Origin of the sequence: Kitasatospora sp. NBC_01302 (assembly GCF_035976515.1) — a bacterium.
Lineage (GTDB): Bacteria > Actinomycetota > Actinomycetes > Streptomycetales > Streptomycetaceae > Kitasatospora.
Genome location: NZ_CP108404.1, coordinates 698,465 through 715,554, shown reverse-complemented (window position 1 = coordinate 715,554; position 17,090 = coordinate 698,465). Strand labels below are relative to the sequence as shown.

The following is a 17,090-nucleotide window of genomic DNA, read 5'->3' as shown; positions in this document are numbered from 1 at the left end:
CGTACGGCCTTCGCAACCGGATTTCGCCGCGCCTCAGGGGAACGGGTGGGGGTGCGGGTTGACCTCCTCCGGGGTGAGCGGGCGGGCGGTGTGGCCGAGGGTGTGGGGGGCGGTGCGGACGCGGTCCAGGCCGGTGATGCGGCGCAGGTGGTGGCCGAAGGTCATCGGCAGCAGGCCGGGGACCAGGGTCTTGACGCAGGAGAGCCCGGCGGCGGCGTGCACCGGGGTGGTCTGGTCGACGACGATCGCTTCGAGGCCGGTCGCGGCGAAGCGGGCGACGAGTTCGTCGAGGTCGGCGCGCAGGTCGGGGTGGCGGGGCCAGGCGTAGCGGTCGGCGAGATCGCCCAGGTCCCGGCGCTCCTGGGGTGGTTGGCCGCCGGGGGCGAGGAGGAAGTCGAGGCGGCGGGCGGCGATCGGGTCGCAGTGGAGGAGCGCGTGGTCGTCCATCAGCCGGACCTGTTCCGCGTCCTCGCGCATCCGGGCCGCGTCCGCGTGGCGCTGCGGGTAGATGAGCTGGTAGGCCTCGATGGCGGTGACCAGTTCGTGCAGCGCGCCGAAGACGCCGCGTTCCGGGTCGAGCCCGGAGCCGCCGGCACAGAGCACGCGGGGGCGGTGGGCCGTGGCGGTGGCGGGGGAGGTGTCCACGGCCGCGGCCCAGAAGCTGGGGATTCCCTCGGCGCCGGTCACGTCGAAGACTTCGACGCGGTAGCCGGTGCGCGCGTGGATGCGGTCGGCGAGCAGGCCGATCCGGCGGTCGCGTGCGCTGTGCAGGTCGAGGGCGGGGGCTGGCAGTCGGGCGTACCAGGTGAGCAGGAAGGCGTCGCGCTCGGCGAGTTCCAGCAGGCCGTACAGGGCGGCCTCCTCGATGCAGCCGCCGAGCGCGCAGCCGTTGGAGATCTCGGAGACGAAGGGCCGGGTCCCCGGGGTGTGCCGGCCCAGGCGGTAGTAGGCCAGGCTCTCGGGGACCAGCACCGGCCGCTCGCGGGTGAGCGAGTAGCCCCAGACCCAGGGCATCACCAGCTCGGGGTGGTACGGCTGGAACGGGAAGCCGGGCTGCCGGTAGCGGTGCGGCTCGTGGCCGCCCACGCTCGCCGGGTCCAGGACGCCGGCCGGGTCCTGCGCGGCCAGCTCGCGGTGGCTCGCCCGCACCGCGGTGCGGTGGCCGCCCGGGCGGCCACCGCCCAGCCGCTCCAGGGCCTCGGCGATCGCGGTCACCTTGGCGGTGCGGAAGTCGAGGGCGCGCCCGTAGCCGCCGTCGACCGACTCCGGCGGGCCGACCTTGGCCTCGGCGAAGGGCAGCGTGTGCAGGCCGCGGGTCTGCAGGCCCTTGATGACGCCGGTCTCGTCGTCGGCGAACCGGGCTTCGAGGTCGGCTGTCTCGGTGCGCAGGTCGCGCACCCGCAGGACGGCGGGGTCCGGCTTGGGGCGCGCGACGCGGGGGATCACGGCGTCGGCCCGCGAGTCCTCGGGCAGGGTGCCGCAGTGCGGGCAGTGCGGATCGGGCAGGAAGGTGTGGCGGGTGACCTGCAGGTCGGCCAGGCGGAGCACGGTGACGACGCGTCCGGCCGGCTGCCCGGTGCCGGGCCCGGTGCTGGTGCCGGTGCTGGTCCCGGTGCCGGTGCTGGGCTCGGCGGTGATCTCGGCGCCGAGCCGGTGCAGCGTCAGGGCGGCGGCGAGGTCGGCGGCGAGCGGGGTGAGCAGCGGCGAGGCGCTGCCGGTGAGCCGGGCGCCGTGGGTCGCGCGCAGCGCGGCGTCCTCGGCCGCGTCCGCCCGCGCCCCGGCACGGCGGGCGGTGAGGCAGTGGTCGCAGCCCGGGACGCCGGGCCGGACCAGCGGGCCGATGACCACGCGGTCGAGCTCGGCGACCACCGGCAGCCGGGTCGCTCCGGCATCCGTACCGGCTGCGGCGAGCAGGTCTGATCCGCCGTCGGGAGTGTCGGCCGCCAGCAGCAGGACGTCGGGCTGCGGCTGCGGCTGCAGCTGTGGTGCTTCGCCGAGCCGCCGGGCCAGGGCCTGGCCGAGCAGGCCGCCGTCGTGCCGCAGCCGGGTGCCGCTCGGCAGGAGTGTCTCAGTCATCGCAGTGCACGGCCTTCACGAGATAGGGCAGGACCTCGGTGGCGGCCGGGTCGTGGTCGAGCGGGACGATCAGGACGCTGCGGGCGCGGGCCGACGCGGGCAGGCTGCGGCGGGCCGCGGCCACCGCCTCGTCGAAGGTGGCGCCGGAGCCGAGGCCGCGCACCGCGCGCCGGCCGCGCCCGTGGACGGCGGACACCGGCACCAGCCGGGCCGTCCGCTGCTCCGGGGACCAGGCCCACTCGGCCGGGCCGTCGGGCGTCGGGACGGACCGCCGTGGATCGGCGGCGAGGTGGGCGTAGTGCGCGAGGGCGCGTCGTGCCGTTCGCAGGCGGGCCGTGGTGAAGTCCGTTCCGGTGGCGTGGACGCGGTGCCCGGCCCGGCCGGTGAGCGGGTCGCGGACCAGGGCGCTGGAGCTGTGGCGGGGGAACTGCGGCAGCCCGCCCTCGTCCAGCTCGGCGATCAGCCCGCTGCGCGGGTCGATGCAGAGCGCGGCCCGCCGGGAGAACTCCTCGGGGTCGACGGCCGGACCGCCGCGCAGCGCTTCGATCTTGGCCAGGAACGCCGCCTCGCTCTCCGGTGCTGCGGGCCGGGTCGCGGGGTGGGGCCGGTAGCGGTGGTGGGTGGTGGTCAGGGTGGTCGGGTCCAGGCGGACGAGCCGCTCGCCCTCGGCGGTCGGATCCTGGGCGAGGACGGCCTGTTGGAAGTGGTGGGCGAGCAGCGCCGCGACCACCTCGGCACCCTCGCCGGTGTGCTGGGCGCGGCCGTCGGGCGTGCTGCCGTGCACGCGCAGCCAGCCGCCCAGCCAGCCGCCCTCGGCTCGCCCGGCCCCGGGGCCGAGGACCGGGCCGAGCCACCAGGCCTCCGCGTCGCTCACCGCGGCACCGAACCAGAGGCCCTGCTCGCGGCAGTGCTCGTCGAGTTCGGCGACGCGCAGCGGATCGTCGCCCGCGGTGAGCAGCAGCAGGGCGTCGTGACGGTCGGTGGTCGCGGCGGCCAGGGCCTCGGCGGGGTCGGTGACCAGCGTGGTGGTGCGGATGCCGGTGAGCCGCAGCGCGCCGTCCAGGGCGCGAGCGGCGGGCTCGGCGGCGAGGAGCAGCACCCGCAGCCGCGGGTGGGCCGCGGCGCGCCGGGCCGGACCGGGATCGGCCAGGTCCTCCAACAGCCCGTGGGCGTCGAGGCGTTGCAGCACACCGAGGACCAGCGGGCGGCGGGTGTCGTCGAGGCCGTCGAGCAGCTGCGCCACCGTGTGGCTGCCGTCCAGGAAGGGGGCGAGCCGGTCGAGCCAGCCGGCGATGCCGGGGGTGGCGATCAGGTCGGTGCCCCGGCTGGACCGCACGTAGGCGGTGCCGCTGCCGCTCGGCACCAGGAACACGTCCGGGCGCAGGCGGGGGGCGGAGTTCGGTGAGATCACCGGTGGCCTCCGGTGGCGAGGAGGTGGTGGGCGGGTGTGCCGGAGCCGCGCTCCGGCCCGATGAGGACGGTGAGGAGGGTGGTGCGGCCCGGGAGCGTCGCCAGGGCCGGTCCGAGCAGGCGGTCGGTCCCGGTGGTGACGAAGTCGCAGCGGAGCCCGGCGCCGAGGCCGACCCGCGCGGCGGCCAGGCCGATCCGCTGGCCGAGGATGCCGGCGCGCAGGTTGAGCATCCGGTACCAGCGGTCGCCGTGCTCGGGGTAGCCCTGCTCGTAGTCGCCGACCACGAGCAGGGCGCAGGCGGCCTCGAAGCCGGCCAACTCGCCCGGCCCGCCGGGCGGGAAGAGGTCCCGGGGCGTGGCGCCCGGGGTCGGCGCGACCAGCTCCCCGGTGCGCGGATCGCGCCGGTGGCAGCCGGGAGCCAGCCCGGTGACGCGGCCGCCCACGACGTACAGCTCGCAGCCGGGGCCGTCAGGGGCGTTGGGGCCGTCGAGGGGGAACGGGGCCGTGGCCCGGTCGAGGAGCTCGACGAGCTGCGCCAGGGGAACCGGGGCCGGTTCGAAGCCGCCCCGGGCCGAACGGCGGTTCAGCAGCTCGGCGGTGGGCGCGAGCGGGCCGACCGGGTCGGCGGTGACGACCGCGTGGACGCGCTCTGCCCCGGGATCCAGGCCGAGCAGCCCGCCCAGCGCCTGCTCGGCGAAGAGCGCGTGCGCGGTCGGTTCGGCGCCCGCCGCTGCCAGCAGGGTGAGTGCCTGTCCGGTGAGGACGCCGGTGTCGAGTGCCTGCAACCGGTGGCCGAACGGCCCGTAGCGGGCCAGGTTGGCGTCCTGCCGGGTGGTGATCAGCAGGACCAGCTCCGGCCGCCGGACCGGAGGCCGGCCCAGGGCGCGCACGACGTCGGCCCGCAGGTCGGCGGGGGAGAGGAGTTCGAGGGCGTGGGCGGCGGGCAGGTAGTGGCAGAGCCCGGACGCGGTGGCCGCGTAGACCTCGCCGGGGTAGGCGCCGCCCCCGGAGGGCACCGGCCGTCCGCCGCCGACCCCGGCACCGGTCCAGTCGATCCGGGTGACGCCGCACAGCAGGGCCAGGAGCGTGCCGAGGCTGTCGAGGGCGGCCGGATCGGTCCCGTTCGCAGGTGCTGCCGGGGAGCCGGGCGGGAAGGGCAGCGGGACGACCCGGGCGCCGGGGTGGTGCTTGGGCGGGGTGTTGCTCGCCGTGAGGTCGATCGCGGGCAGCACGCTGCCGTACCGGGCGTGGTAGCGGCGCGCGGCGGTGCCGCCGGTGTCGGTGCCGGCGAGCGGGGGGTAGGCGGCGGGGTCCGCAGCCGCCGTGGTGGCGGGCCTCACCCGCGCGCCTGCGGTGCGGCGGCGGCCACGCCCGGCGCGGTGGCGTCGTTCGCGGCGGTGGCGAGCACCAGTTGGAGCGCGCTGACGCCGTACACCTCCTCCACCGCGTTCGCGGCGAGGTGGCAGAGCAGGTAGCGGGTCAGGCCGGGGACGCCGAGCCGGGTGAGGTGGAGGTAGGTGTAGTTGAGCATCAGGCGGTAGCGCAGGAAGCGCGGATCCCGGTACATCATCTGCTTGTACGTGGCGCTGCCGGCGACCGCCTGGTGCAGCGGGCTCGCCGCGAGCAGGTCGCCGATGCCGTTCTCCTCGTCGTCCGGGATCGGCGCCTCGGGGATCTCGCCGGCCTCGTACAGCGCGGTCCACCGCCCGCCCAACGGGTCGATCGCCGCGACCCAGCGGCGCTCCGCCTCGCCCTGCGCCGCGCTCGGGGCATCGGCGGCGCCGGGCTCGAAGGCGGCGACCACGGCGCGGACCTGCGCGGTGAGCACCTCGCGGTTGGCCGCGTACCGCTGCTCGAAGGCCTCGCGGACCTGTGGTCCGGCCGTGCTCAGGTAGCCCTCGGCGTGCGAGCGGAAGGAGACGAAGCCGCGCCGGATCGAGGCGTCCTCCGGGTGCCGGCAGAGCGTGTGCGCGGTGGCGAGCATCAGCCGCAGCGCCAGCGTCTCGCGCGGGACGCCGCCCGCCACGGCTGCCAGGTGGTCGAAGAGCAGCCCGTTGGTCCGCTCGTAGAACAGGGCGAGTTCGTCCGCGCCGACCGGGCAGCCGAGCACCTCGACCCGGCGGTCGTGCTCCTCCCAGCTGATCGAGTTGTCGCGGTGGAACGGCGTGAGCGGACCGGGTTCCCGCTCCACCTCGGCGAGCCGGCGGTGCAGCGGCAGCAGGGCGGCCTCGTCGGGCGCGGGGGCGGTGGACGGGTGCTCGCGCAGCCAGCCGCCGACGAGTTCGGCCACGGCGGGTTCCACCAGTGCGGCGAAGGTCTCGGGGGTGGCCTGGACGACCAGGCGCAGATGCGGCCCGCGGCGCCAGTGCCGCAGCACGTAGACCGACTGGACGTGACCGGTGCAGCGCTCGATCACCGGCCGCACCGCCTGCAGGATCAACTCGTCGGTGCCGTCGCCGAAGTACGCGATGTGGGCCGCGCGCCACTGCGGTTCGGCCGCCGGTGCTGTCTGTGCCATGGCAAGTCCCTCGTTCTTCTCAGTCGTTGCGGTCGGCGTCGTTGCGGTCGACGTTCTCGTGAACGGCGTCGCCGTGACCGTGGTCGTCGTGACCGCCGTCCTTGTGACCGCCGTTCTCGTGACCGCCGTCCTCGCGGTCGGCTTCGCCGGCCGCCTCGGCCGCCGCCAGCCGGGCCAGGCCGCGCAGCATCGCCTCCTGGTCGAGCCGCACGCCCAGGCGGTTGCAGGCCAGGTGGGTCAGGTGGCCGGCCAGCCGGGCGGCGGGGGCGGCGGCGCGGCTGGTGGCGGCAGCCCGGGTGCTGTCCCCGGCGCTGTCCCGGGTGCTGGGCTGGGCGCTGCTCTCTGCGCTCTGCTGGGCGCTGCTCTCTGCGCTCTGCTGGGCGTGTCGCAGGGCGGCGAGCCAGCGCGTGACCGGGTCCGCGTCGGTGCCACCGGCCGCTGCCGCTGCCGCCGTGGCCGTGGCCGAGGCCGAGGCGGCGCGTGCCGCGCGGGCGACGGGGAGCAGGGTGGCCCGCCGCTGCCGGTACAGCTCGGCCACGCCCTGCGGCGCCCGCACCGCCGGACCGGCGCCCGGCTCCTGGCTGCCCACCAGCAGGGCGAAGCAGTGCGCGAGCCGCTGCGACGGGCTCCAGTCGGCCAGGACCGCGGCCACGGCCAGCTCGCTGCAGGTCGCGAAGCACTCCTCCACCGCCCGCAGCGCGGCGTCGTCGCCGTACTTCCCGTGCTCGGGCCGGTAGGGGAGGAACGCCAGACTGTCGTTGGCGGCCAGCGTGCCGGGCTCGCTCTCCGGCTCCAGCGCGGCGAACCGCTCGGCGAGCTCCTGATACTGACGCTCCGTCATGGAGGCTTCGGACGGCAGCGCCTGGAAGAACGCCGTCGCGCGCTCGGTGAGCGCCGCGCGGACCAGCGGCTCGGCCTGCGGCCCGGTCAGCCGGAGCCGCAGGCGCAGGTGCGGCCCGTACTGCCAGTGCCGGAGGAAGAAGAAGCGGTCGGCCAGTGCGCGGTGCCGCAGGTCCTCGACCACGTCGGGCAGCAGCCGGCGCACCACGAGGTCGAGCGGGTGGGCGGTGAACACGTGGGTGCTGACCCAGGAGTTCTCGGGGTCTCGGCTCAGCACGTTGCGGGCCGCCGCTCTGTCGTCGGATCCGGCAACAGGGCCGTCGCGGGGGGAAGTTCGATCAGGAACTCGGCCGCGTGGCGCCGGCCGTCCCGGTGCGCGGGGGCGTCGCGGAGTTCGGGGAGGGCCTCGGTGAGCAGCAGCGGCCGTCCGGTGGCCGCCGCGTGTTCGAAGACGCGCAGCAGGTGGGGGTGGGTGAAGTCGACGTACACGGGCTTGCGGTCCTTGTCGTGCAGCGCCGGGCCCGCGAACCCCTCGGCAGGCCGCGGGGTGAGGGTCCGCAGGAAGCAGCGCAGCGGCACACCGTGCGCCTCGCGCCACGCGTGGACCCGGACCAGGTACCCCGCGTCCGGCTCCCCGGCGGCGCGGGCGGGTGCCTGGCCGCGGTCCGCGAACCAGCACGCCCGGCGCAGCACCACCGACCCGAGGGCGAGCCTGGCCACCCGCCGGACTAGACCCGGGGTCGGGGCCGCGTCCGCCGTCGGTTCCGGTACCGGCGCCTTCTGGTCGCTCTGCCACAGCTGCGGCCAGTCCGACCAGAAGGCGTAGGAGGTCTGCCCGAAGGCCTCCACCAGGAGCCGGGCGGGCAGCGGCAGCAGGGGAGTTGCCAGCAGGCCCAGGTGGAGCGGTCGCACCACCCGGCCGGTGTCGCGGTGGACGAGGTGGAGCCGCTGCGCCTGCCGGTCGTGCACCACCTCCAGGTCGGCGGGCCGGAGCAGGTGGCCCGCCGACCGGTCGGGGTGGGAACCGTCCAGGTCGATCGCGTCAGGCGTCGCGGGCACCCGCTGGTTGAGGGCACTGCCGAAGGCGGCGTCGAACTCGGCGTACAGCGGGGCATCGGCGTCCTGCGGGACGTCGAAGGTGGCGTCAGACGTGGTGTCAATGGTGCCAATGCTTCCAGCGGTGTCAGAAGTACCGCCGAGGGTGCTGCCGAGCAGCCGCGCGATGCGGGTCCGGCCGGTGCCGTGGCCGCAGGTGACCGTGTTGAGCACCAGACCGAGCCCGGCGGGTGTGCCGGGCAGCGCCTGGACGTAGCAGGCGTGGCGGTCGCCCGCGGTGTGCGGGTCGGGCCAGTCGCCGCACAGCGCGCGCACGGCCTGCGGGGAGAGCCGGACCGTGCCGCCGGCGTCCTCGGGCGTGTCCGCGATGAGGCCCCGCAGCGCGGCCTGGCGCCGCGCGTCGCGCTCGGTCGGGGTGGCCGTCGTGGCTTCGGCCCACCAGGAGCCGAAGCCCTGCAGGAAGGCGGTGAGCGGTCGCCGGAAGCCCGGGCCGTGCAGGGTCACCGCGCGCTGCTGGAGCGCCGCGCGGCGTGGGCCGAGCGTGTCGAAGGGGGCGAGCAGGCCGGGGACGAGGGCGAGGTCGGCGAGCGCCGGGCGCCAGGCTTCCCGGTCGAGGGTGGCGGCGGTGCCGGTCACGACGGTGTGGTGGAAGTACCCGGTGCCGCGCTCCGGTTCCTCCGCCGGAGCGAGCAGGCCCAGGCGCCGGGCGGCGTCCGCGGTGCGTGCGTGCAGGATCGCCGCGATGCCGCGGTGCTCGGTCGGGGCGGCCGACCGGGCGGCGTCGATCTGGTCGCGGATCGCCCGCAGGTCGTCCAGCAGACCGGCCAGGCGCTCGCTGCGGACCTGGCCGGGGACCTGCTGGTCGAGCCAGGCGCTCAGCGTCGACGCGGTGAGGCCTTGGTCCGGCAGGTCGGGGTGGACCTCCAGCAGGCCGAGCCGGACGAGCTGCGCCACCACGGCGTCCGCCCGGACCACCCCGTCGGTGGATGCGTCAGGACCACCGAGCAGCGCGCGCAGGCCGGCCGGGGTCCGCGCCTCCCGCGCCGCCGCCAGGATCGCGGTGAGCGCCGCGGTCGCCGGCAGCGAGCGCACCTCGCCCGAGGGGCCCGGGGTGGTGAAGAGCCACCGGTCCCCGTCGGGGGAGGGCACCAGGGTGGCGAACGGATTGACGCGCAGTCGGACCGTCGCGCCGAGCTCGGGCAGGTGGGCGAGGGCGGCGGCGATCCGGGCGAGCGGGAGCAGACCGGCCTCGACCACGGTGGCCCGGTCCGTGCTCTCCAGGCGCACCGCGGCGCCCGCGGCCTCCGCCCAGCCACCGAAACCACTGGCGGCGAAGGTGGTCAGCGGACTGGGCTTGGCCACCGCCCTGGCCGCGTACTTCGCCAGCCGCACGGCCGCCCGGTCCAGCGGCCGTCGCCCGGGCGCGAGGCGCTCGCGGTCCAGCCAGCGCAGCACGTCGTCGTAGAGGTCCGGGCTCGCGTAGCCGAGGCCGACGGCGAACGCGGGGTCCTGTGCGAGCCGGCCCAGGGCCGCGGCGGCGGAGCGCGTCTCCGTGGCCAACTCCGCGGTCAGCTGCGCGAGGAGCTCGCCACGGGCGTCGCGGCGGGCGGCGTGGCGGCGGATCCGCCCGGTGAGCTCCGGACCGATCACCTCCGGTGGCGCCGCCGCGTCCAGCAGGGCGCCGACCAGGGCGCCCCGGTGCACCGCCCGGCGCAGGCCCACCAGCCGCGACTTGAACGGGCGCGCCCCTTCGGTGGCGATCAGCGCGTGCAGCGCGTCGCTGATCCCGGCGGCGTCGGCGCGCATCGTCTCGTCCAACGCGACGATCCGCAGGGCGAGTTCGGTGCTCAGCGGGATCCGGGAGCTGTCCAGGGCGTCGGCGGTCAGCCCGGCCAGGCGCACGCCCACCGGGCCCGTCCCGGTCCCCGCCGTCCCGGCCCCCGCCGTCAGTGCGTCCGCTGTCAGTGTGACCGTCGTCGGCGCGTCCGTGGTCGGCGCATCCGTGGTCAGCGAGCGTGCTGCGCGGGCCGCCATCAGAACACCACCGGGAGTCGGAAGCCGGCCGCCGGTCCCGCCGCGCCGATCGCCACCTGGAACAGGACGGTCTCCTCGTCCGGGGCCAGGTGGAGCAGCCGCTCGGCGGTGGCGGCGTCGTAGCCGTTGTGCACCCGGGCACTCAGTCCGTGGCGCGCCGCGACCACACTCACCAAGTGGGCGGCGGCTCCGGCGACCAGGTGCACTTGGCGGAACGCGTCCGCGCCGAACCGCGCGAGGGCGGTGCCGCGCCGCACGGCCAGGTAGGCGGTGCAGGCGACGCTGCGGAAGTTCAGCGACACGCGCCCCTCGGTCTGCCCGATCTGTTCGAGCATCGGCAGCGGGTCGCCCGCCCGCACCGACTCCAGCCGCTCGCCGGTGTGGACGTAGTGCCCGGGTGGCGCGCCGGTGACCCGGCGCACCAGCAGGTGGCAGGAGAAGTCCGCGAAGGGAGCGGCGGCGAGGGCGGCGCCGAGGTCGACGAGCAGCGCCGCTGGGGCGGCCACCGGGGCGGGGTCGAAGATCGCGGCACCGGAGTGGCGGACGCGCAGCACCGCGGCCAACTCCGGTGGGAGCCACGGCACGGGAGCGCCGGGCTCCGCGGCGCTGTCGATCTCCAGGTATCCCATCGGGTGCTCGGCTTCGCCCGGGGTCCAGCCGTCGCAGAGTTCGAGCAGGGTCTCGCGGTCGCGGCCGGGGCGGGTGCGCAGCCCGAGTGCGGCGGCGACCAGGTGGACGGCGCCGAGCAGCATCCCCGCCTCCTGGGCGCAGAGCCGTGGGGCGTAGTCGCCGTAGAGCTGGGCCGTCCGGGCGAACCGGCTGGTGATCACCAGGAATCGGGCCGATCCAGGGCCGCCCGCCGGCTCCGCCGCAGCGCCGTCTGCCGCGGTGCCGTCCAGTGCAGCGCCGTCCGCCGCAGTGCCGTCGACTGCCCGGTGCAGCAGGGCGAGTTGGTGGTGCACGGGGTCGAAGCGGTACACCGCAGCCGGCCGGTGCCCGTCGGCTGTGGCGGGCACGACCAGCGACAGCTCGCTCGGGTAGCGGCAGCGCGCCGAGGCCACGGCGCGGTGCAACGGCCAGCCGCCCGGGGTCAGGTCGTGCTGGAGCAGGCCGTAGGAGTAGTGCAGCAGCGCGGCGAGCACGGACGGATCGGCCGGCCCGGCGCCTGCGGGCCGCAGGCGCAGCGGCGGCGCGACCAGGGGGAAGCGCCGCTCGTCGGGGAGCGCGGCGGGCTCGGCGGGCTCGGGCGCGGCTGCCCCGGGGGCGTAGGCACCCGCGGCGAGCGTGGCGGGGATCGACCGGCGGGAGTAGACCGCCTCCGACCACAGCTCCAACGGGAACGGGCTCCGGTGGTCCGTCGCGGTCACGCCCGCTCTGCCCGCCCCGCCTCCGCCGCCGGTCACGCCGCCTCCGCCGGTGAGGTGCTCAGGAAGCGCCCGGTGGCCAGCTCCAGCACCGCCGCGCCGGAGGCCGCCGACGGGTCGCCCGCCTGCTCCTGATCGTCCAGCCCCGCCACCCGACGCAGCAGGTGCAGGCAGAGCTGGTTGGCCGCGAGCGCCGCGACCGGGCCGCCCAGGTAGGGGCTCGGCTGCTGTTCCGTGCCCTTCCGGGCAGTTCCGTCCTCAGAACCGTTCCTCGGCCGGGAGGCTGACGTATCGTCGACCCTGTCCACCGAACTGATCAGCACCTGCGTCCCCGAGGCGACCGCCTGCCCGTACCAGGCCCGCGAACGAGCCGCCACCGAGCGGACCCGTGCCGACCCATCCCCGTCGGACACGTCCGCGCCGAGGAGGATCACACCCGTATCCCCGGGCAGTTCTGAAACCTCTCCGTACAGTTCTTCGTAGCGAAAGCGCCCCCCCGCTTCACGGAGGAGTCCGACGCATTCGCGCAGGCGCGGCAAATCCAGGCCTCCTGGTCCGCTGCGTTCGTCGTTTCGTGCGACGAGGAGACGGACGTGCTCAATTCCCGAAGCGAGCAGAGCACAAACCAGCGCACTCGCCAGTCGGCCGGAGCCGGTCACCACGGGTGCGCATTTCCGATAGCGCTCGAAACGGTACTCGGGGGAGTCGGTGCGCAACGCGATGAAGTCGATCATCGAGGCGTGCCGGGTGCGGACCTCCGGGCTCAGCGTGTGCGGCAGATCGGCGGCGGCATCACGCACGAACCCTTCCCGCGCGAGCAGTTCGACCAGCGTGCGGACGTGCTGCGCCGCCTGCGGCGGCAGGTCGGCGACGAGTTCGCCGGTGCTCCGGCTGCCGTCCAGGAACGGTCGCAGCCGTTCGAGCCAGGGGTAGAGGCCGGGCGCCGGAAGCGCCACCGTGTGCCGCGGGCCGCGGATCACCACACCCTGATCGCCGGGCAGCAGATGCGTGTCGGGAAGCAGCCTGGGCCTCATCACCACTCCCCTCGGGATTACGGCAGTATTGCGCGACGGCGCGCACGGGAACACCGGCCAAAGCTCCGCTCATGGCCTCTCGGTGACCGAGACTAGCCGAGCAAAATGGTCTAGTCCATGCCCTTCCCAGAGCCCGATTCCTCAACTACTGTCCCAACCGGACGCCATTCCGGCGCCCGGTTGTTGACACCACGTCACATAAGAAAAGGAGGGTTCTGATGAACGAGTTCAAGCCGTCGTTGGCCGCTGCGGTCGCCGACCTCGCGTTGGAGCTTGACCTGGCCTCGCTGGCCGGCGACGAGCAGAGCCAGTCGCTCACGGCGGGCCACGGTATGACCGAGGCCAGCGCGTCCTTCTGCTGCGCCCCGCCGCCGAACTGCTGCAACTGCAGCTGTTCCTGATCCGGCTGCGTGCCGGGCGGGGTCAGTCCGCCCGGCACGCGCTGATCCAATCTAGGGCCTGGGCCCGCTCGCTGTCGCGGGTGGGGCCCAGGCCCTGCGGCATGCGCCCCGGGTATCGGCAGGGGTCCCGTTCAGGACCCCGCGCCGCCTCGCCACCAGTGCTCGGCCCGTCCGGACGGTTCCGCGAGTCTCGCACCCGTCGGCGCCCGGGGCGCCCGGGCGGGCGTCAGGGGGTCGGCAGGCCGCCCGGGCGGGCGGGGCGGCCGAAGCGGACCGGTACGCCGGGGGAGTGGAGCACGCTCACCGGCGGCCCGACCGGTGCCGGCAGCCCGGCGGCGGTCACCAGCTCGTCCTCGCAGTGCAGGAGTTCGGCCCGGTGGAGCGGCCAGCGCGGGTGGGTGTTGGGCAGGTACACCGGCCGGCCGAAGAAGGCGTTGTGCATGCCCCAGCGGGCGGTCAGGAAGTGTTCGAGCTCGGTCGGCTGCCCGATCCGCTCACCGATGCGCACCGTGATCCGCGAGTGCGTGCCGCGCGGCCCCGGCCAGCGCCGGCTGCTGGTGTAGCTGATGGTGTCCGCCTCGCGGTCGATCGCCATCTTCGCCCACATGTAGGGCAGTCGGAAGGCGCTGCGGGCGACGGCCACCGGCAGCAGCCGGGAGGCCTCCAGCGAGCGGAACACCACCCCGCGCCGGCCGTGGCGGTCCACCGAGTAGAGCCGCACGTTGGTCTCCGGGAACGTGCCGAGGTACGGGATGCCCGGGACCTTGAACCAGCCCACCCGGTACATCCGGAACGCCACCAGGCCGATGTAGGTGAGGCCCTCGTGGGTGTCCGGCACGGTCCCGGGCGGCAGCAGCGGTGCCACGACCGCGGGGTCGGCGGCCCAGTGCACGAACGACAGGTCGAGCCAGGACTGGGTGAGCAGCGTGTCCGGCACCTCGCGCACGGCGTCGGGCGTTATCGGCTCCCGGGGGGCAGGGGCGAGCGACATCGAAGCAGCATCGCACAGACTGCCGGACGTCGGAACGGCCGCTGCCGCGCTGCTGGTCAGGGCCGCGGCTGCGGCTGCCCGTGGGTCATCCCGGTGATCGTCGCGGTCAGGATCCGGGCCAGGCGCGGCTCGACCTCGACGACCGCGTGTGCCAGGCGCGGGTCGCTGCGGTAGAGGGCGGCGACCTCCGCGGGCGGCGTCGCGATCTGCCACAGTGCCCCGGCCAGCGCGACGGCGGTCGCGATCAGGTCGCCGGTCTCCCGTTCGCCGAGGGCGGGCAGCCGTTCGCGGACGGCGGCGGTGATCGGCACGCGGGCGGCGAGCGTGGCGAGCTTGAAGTCGCGCACCACCTCCAGCGAGACGTTGCGCTCCAGGGTGAGCGGCGCGTGGGCGAGCAGGTCGCAGAAGAGCCCGCGGGCGGCGAGGGTCGCCGCGAACGCCTGCGCCACGCCCGCCGGGCCGGGATCGGGCTCCGCCCGCAGCCGCTCGGTGAGCGCCTGCGACCACTCCTGCCAGCCCTCGGCGGTCAGCAGCAGGAAGATCTCCTCGCGCGTCTCGAAGTAGCGCAGCAGGGCCGACTTGTGCATCCCGACGGCCGCGGCGATGTCGGTCAGCGTGACGCTCCGGATGCCGCGTTCACGGCCCAGTGCCCGGGCGGCCTCCAGGATCGAGGCTTCGCGCAGGCGCTTGGCCTCGGGCGACCTGGCGCGCTGGAACTCGGCGGCGTTCATCCCACGATAGTAGCGGAACGCCGTTGCGTTATTACCGGAACGCTGTTGCGTTATTAGTGCAACAGCGTTTTACTAGAGCCATGCGGCAGACCTGGTTCATCACTGGTTCCTCGCGCGGCTTCGGTCGCGCCCTCGTCAACGCGGCCCTGGTGGCCGGTGACTCGGTGGCGGCGACGGCCCGGCGGCCCGAGCAACTGGCCGACCTGGCCGAGCGCCACGGCTCCCGGATCCGCCCGATCGCCCTCGACGTGACCGACCCCGCGGCCGCCCGCGCCGCCCTCGCCGAGGCGCGGCAGCACTTCGGCGGCATCGACGTCCTGGTGAACAACGCCGGCTACGCCAATGTCTCGCCGATCGAGACCACCGAGGAGAGCGACTTCCGCGCGCAGTTCGAGACGAACTTCTGGGGCGTGTACAACGTCACCAAGGCCGCGATCCCGCTGCTGCGCGAGCAGCAGGGCGGGCTGGTCATGCAGTTCTCCTCGGTGGGCGGCCGGGTCGGCGGTTCCCCCGGCATCGCCTCGTACCAGGCGGCCAAGTTCGCCATCGACGGGTTCAGCCGGGTGCTGCGCGCCGAGCTGGCCCCGTTCGGCGTCAAGGTCCTGGTGGTCGAGCCCAGCGGATTCCGCACCGACTGGGCCGGGCCCTCGATGACCGTCCACGACATCCCGGACGCCTACGCCGAGACGGTCGGTGCCGTCAACGCCCGGCTGCGGCAGAACGACGACGGCGCCGCCGGCGACCCCGTGCGCGCCGCCGAGATCCTCGTGCGGATGGCCAAGCGGGGCGACATCCCGCACCACCTGCCGCTGGGGGCCGGCGCGGCCGAAGCCTCGATCGCCCTGGACCGCCGACTCCTCCAGTCCGACCTGACCTGGCGCGAGGTCTCCCGTTCCGCGGACTTCACCGAGCCCTACCCCGCGCCGTTCCCGCCCGACGACCCCGCCGCCTGAGCGGGCCGGGCCGCGACCCCGGTCACCGCACCCCGCCTCCCTGCACCCCGCCTCCCCGCACCCTGCCTCCCCGCGTCACCCGGCGACGGCGGTGCGCGGGGGAGGCGTGCCCACCCGGAACTCCACCCGCTGCGGCGCCGATCCGGTGCCCTCTACCGCATCGCAGCGGCCACCCGTAGGTAACCGGACAATATTTGTGGAAACCGCCACCAACCCTTGGTCAAGGGTATTTAATCGCGGTGGAGAGCGGGGCCGGTCCGGGGCGGGCGTCGGCGGACGGCGGGTGGCGAATGGGGGGAAGGTGCTGAGTTCCTTATTCATGATCGCGATATCCGGGATCCTGTTCTGGATGGCGGCCCTCACCCTCTGGTGGATGCTGCACGCGTGGCGGACGCCGGAGACCTTGGCCGGCACGAGCTTCGGCGCCGCGGACGGCCGCTGCGGCCTGAACTTCTCGCTGCTGGTGCCCGCGCGGCACGAGCAGGAGGTGCTGGAGCACACGGTCAAACGGCTGTTGGAATCCAGCCACACCGCCTACGAGATCATCGTCGTCGTCGGCCATGACGACCCGCTGACCGCGCAGGTGGCGGCCCGGCTGGCCGAGCAGGCACCGGGCCGGGTGCGGGTGATCACCGACACCCACGTGGTCAAGAACAAGCCGAAGGCCCTCAACACCGCCCTGCCGTACTGCCGGGGCGAGGTGGTCGGTGTCTTCGACGCCGAGGACCAGGTCCACCCCGAGCTGCTCCGGCACGTCGACCACGCCTTCCGGGCCAGTGGCGCCGCCGTGGTGCAGGGCGGCGTCCAGCTGATCAACTTCCACTCCAGCTGGTACAGCCTGCGCAACTGCCTGGAGTACTTCTTCTGGTTCCGCAGCCGCCTGCACCTGCACGCCCGGCAGGGCTTCATCCCGCTCGGCGGCAACACCGTCTTCGTCCGCACCGAGGTGCTGCGCGCGGCCGGCGGCTGGGACCAGAACTGCCTGGCCGAGGACTGCGACCTGGGCGTGCGGCTGTCCAGCCAGGGCGCCAAGGTGGTGGTCGCCTACGACTCCTCGATGGTGACCCGGGAGGAGACCCCGGACACCCTCTACAGCCTGCTGCGGCAGCGCACCCGCTGGAACCAGGGCTTCCTGCAGGTCTACCGCAAGAAGGACTGGCAGCAGCTGCCCTCCCTGCGCCAGCGGCTGCTGGCCCGCTGGACCCTCACCACGCCCTTCCTGCAGGCGTTCTCGGGCGTGGTGATCCCGATCGACCTGGCGCTCGCGCTGACCGTGAAGCTGCCGGTCTCGGTGGCGCTGTTCTCCTTCGTCCCGGCCGTCCCGGCGCTGGCCACCTTCGCCTTCGAGGCCGTCGCCCTGCACGACTTCGGCGTGCAGTACGGCCTGCGGGTGCGCCCCGCGCACTACGTCAAGCTGATCGCCGGCGGACCGCTCTACCAGGTGGTGCTGGCAGGGGCGGCGCTGCGCGCGGTCTGGCGCGAGCACCGCGGGCAGCGCGGCTGGGAGTTGACGAGACACGTCGGCGCGCATCTGGGCTGACGGCCCGCGGAGAAATCCGCCGCCGCCGGCCCCGGGAATTCCACGGTGCGGGTACGGCAGATCGTCCGCGGGCCGAAACCTCCCGCCGAATCCTCCGGGGCCGAACCTGTCGCACCAGCTATTCCGGACCCCCTTTCGCCC

At 75.0% G+C, this 17,090-nt stretch carries 13 protein-coding genes; 3 read left to right on the top strand and 10 right to left on the bottom strand.

Translation table 11 applies throughout. The annotated features are described in order from the left end of the window. Positions 1-33: 33 nt before the first annotated feature. From OG294_RS03385 to OG294_RS03350, 8 genes are read right to left on the bottom strand one after another with little or no spacing between them, the layout of a single operon-like run. Entirely contained in the window at positions 34-2,076 is a 2,043-nt protein-coding gene (locus tag OG294_RS03385; RefSeq protein WP_327064862.1) for a TOMM precursor leader peptide-binding protein, read from the bottom strand. Next, complete coding sequence (locus OG294_RS03380) at positions 2,069-3,487, bottom strand: hypothetical protein (protein WP_327064861.1); 1,419 nt, start codon at positions 3,485-3,487, stop codon at positions 2,069-2,071. Before OG294_RS03380 ends, OG294_RS03385 begins: the two co-directional genes overlap by 8 nt. After that, the gene (locus OG294_RS03375; protein WP_327064860.1) at positions 3,484-4,827 is read right to left on the bottom strand and encodes a nitroreductase family protein; all 1,344 of its coding nucleotides are present in this window, start codon (positions 4,825-4,827) and stop codon (positions 3,484-3,486) included. The genes OG294_RS03380 and OG294_RS03375 overlap by 4 nt, the downstream gene beginning before the upstream one ends. Next, a complete protein-coding gene (locus tag OG294_RS03370; protein WP_327064859.1) occupies positions 4,824-6,005 on the bottom strand; it encodes a thiopeptide maturation pyridine synthase in 1,182 nt (393 codons plus the stop codon). Before OG294_RS03370 ends, OG294_RS03375 begins: the two co-directional genes overlap by 4 nt. Before the next feature lie 19 nt (positions 6,006-6,024). Beyond that, positions 6,025-7,122 (bottom strand): lantibiotic dehydratase C-terminal domain-containing protein, encoded by a 1,098-nt coding sequence (locus OG294_RS03365; RefSeq protein ID WP_327064858.1) that lies wholly within the window; start codon positions 7,120-7,122, stop codon positions 6,025-6,027. Further along, positions 7,116-9,935 carry a hypothetical protein gene (locus OG294_RS03360; RefSeq protein ID WP_327064857.1) on the bottom strand — a complete coding sequence of 940 codons (2,820 nt, stop codon included), beginning with the start codon at positions 9,933-9,935 and terminating at the stop codon, positions 7,116-7,118. Before OG294_RS03360 ends, OG294_RS03365 begins: the two co-directional genes overlap by 7 nt. Further along, a complete protein-coding gene (locus tag OG294_RS03355) occupies positions 9,935-11,302 on the bottom strand; it encodes a hypothetical protein (RefSeq protein WP_327064856.1) in 1,368 nt (455 codons plus the stop codon). The genes OG294_RS03360 and OG294_RS03355 overlap by 1 nt, the downstream gene beginning before the upstream one ends. A gap of 32 nt (positions 11,303-11,334) precedes the next feature. Then, complete coding sequence (locus OG294_RS03350) at positions 11,335-12,333, bottom strand: hypothetical protein (RefSeq protein WP_327064855.1); 999 nt, start codon at positions 12,331-12,333, stop codon at positions 11,335-11,337. A gap of 218 nt (positions 12,334-12,551) precedes the next feature. Here OG294_RS03350 and OG294_RS03345 point away from each other — a divergent pair, with 218 nt between their 5' ends. After that, a complete protein-coding gene (locus tag OG294_RS03345; protein ID WP_327064854.1) occupies positions 12,552-12,734 on the top strand; it encodes a thiomuracin/GE37468 family thiazolyl RiPP peptide in 183 nt (60 codons plus the stop codon). A gap of 226 nt (positions 12,735-12,960) precedes the next feature. Here the strand turns inward: OG294_RS03345 and OG294_RS03340 are convergent, their stop codons facing one another. Both OG294_RS03340 and OG294_RS03335 read right to left on the bottom strand, forming a co-directional pair. After that, positions 12,961-13,725 (bottom strand): YqjF family protein, encoded by a 765-nt coding sequence (locus tag OG294_RS03340; RefSeq protein ID WP_327064853.1) that lies wholly within the window; start codon positions 13,723-13,725, stop codon positions 12,961-12,963. A gap of 56 nt (positions 13,726-13,781) precedes the next feature. Further along, a complete protein-coding gene (locus OG294_RS03335; RefSeq protein WP_327064852.1) occupies positions 13,782-14,456 on the bottom strand; it encodes a TetR/AcrR family transcriptional regulator in 675 nt (224 codons plus the stop codon). An 80-nt stretch (positions 14,457-14,536) separates the two neighbouring features. Between OG294_RS03335 and OG294_RS03330 the strand changes: the two genes are divergently transcribed. Beyond that, the gene (locus tag OG294_RS03330) at positions 14,537-15,409 is read left to right on the top strand and encodes an SDR family NAD(P)-dependent oxidoreductase (protein WP_327064851.1); all 873 of its coding nucleotides are present in this window, start codon (positions 14,537-14,539) and stop codon (positions 15,407-15,409) included. Between the two features lie 319 nt (positions 15,410-15,728). Further along, positions 15,729-16,949 carry a glycosyltransferase gene (locus OG294_RS03325; RefSeq protein WP_327064850.1) on the top strand — a complete coding sequence of 407 codons (1,221 nt, stop codon included), beginning with the start codon at positions 15,729-15,731 and terminating at the stop codon, positions 16,947-16,949. Positions 16,950-17,090: the final 141 nt, after the last annotated feature.